The 1192-nt window shown below is 67.6% G+C and carries 2 protein-coding genes; both read right to left on the bottom strand.

Annotated elements, in window-relative coordinates; all coding sequences use genetic code 11:
• On the bottom strand, positions 1–623 hold a 623-nt coding region (locus tag LQV45_RS34085), incomplete at its 3' end, for an NAD(P)H-binding protein (RefSeq protein WP_230012275.1).
• A 117-nt stretch (positions 624–740) separates the two neighbouring features.
• Positions 741–1192, bottom strand: a 452-nt coding sequence (locus LQV45_RS34090) for a dioxygenase (RefSeq protein ID WP_230012276.1), incomplete at its 5' end; no start/stop codon positions are given.

Here is a 1192-nt window from a genome sequence, read left to right on the forward strand (position 1 = left end):
GTCGCCAGTTCCTTGAAGTCCCAGGCGTAGTCGCCGGAGAGTTCGTACGTGCGGCCCTCGTGCCCGGCGGAGCTGAGCACCGCCGCGGCCGCGGCCGCGTAGTCAGCCCGCGTCGCGCTGGCCACCCGGCCGTCACCGGCAGCGGCCACGACGGCGCCCGTCTGCTTGGCCGTTGCCACGGTCTGGGCGTAGTTTTCGGTGTACCAGCCGTTGCGCAGGATGGTGTTGTCGAGTCCCGACGCGCGGATGAGCTCCTCTGTTGCCTTGTGCTCGGGCGCCAGGATCAGTTCGGTGGTGTCCGCGGCCAGGACGGATGTGTAGGCGATGAACCCGACGCCGGCGGCCCTGGCCGCGTCGATGACGTTGCCGTGCTGCGCCACCCGGGAGCCCACCTCGCTTCCGGAAACCAGCAGGAGCCTGTCAACGCCCGTGAGCGCAGCCTCGAGAGCCGCGGGATCGGAATAGTCCGCGACGCGCACCTGGACGCCACGTGCAACCAGCTCCCGGGCTTTCGCGGCGTCGCGCACGATGGCCACCAGCGAGTCCGGTTCCTGGCTGGTGAGCAGTTCATCGAGGACCAGCCTGCCCAGCTGTCCTGTCGCACCCGTTACTGCAATCGTCATGTTGCGCTCCTCATCAGTGGTCAAGCCACGTCACGTTATGGTTGGCCGGCGATCCGGCGCTGGCGGGAATAACCGGACCCCGGTCCGGTTCATTCCCCTTGTTACGTTGTGCGACCGCTACGTCAGGGTCCACGACCGCTTGGACAACCCGAACCAGAACCCGTCGATTGCTGTCCTGGCCTGGATGTCTCCCGAGCCGTACGCAGCCCCGAGGACAACATAGAGCGGAGCCCAGTGCTCGCTGCGGGGGTGCGCTTCCCGGGCGGCGGGTGCCTTGTTCAGGAAGTCGAGGATGGAGTCAACATCGCCGCGGGCCATGGCCTCCTCCGCCCAGTGGTCGAATTCGCTGGAGGCCGCGGGAGGGGCGGAGTCCGGTCCCCCGGCGGGATTGAACCAGCGCAGGTTGTGCGTCGTGAATCCCGATCCGACAATCAGCGTGCCCCGCTCCCGCAAGGGCCCCAGCGACATGCCGAGGTCGAACAACCCCTGAGGATCAAGCGTCGGCATGGACATCTGCACGACCGGCACGTCGGCGACGGGGTACATCTCCTTCAGCGGAACGTAGGCGC

The sequence above is a fragment of the Microbacterium sp. Bi128 genome, assembly GCF_918698205.1.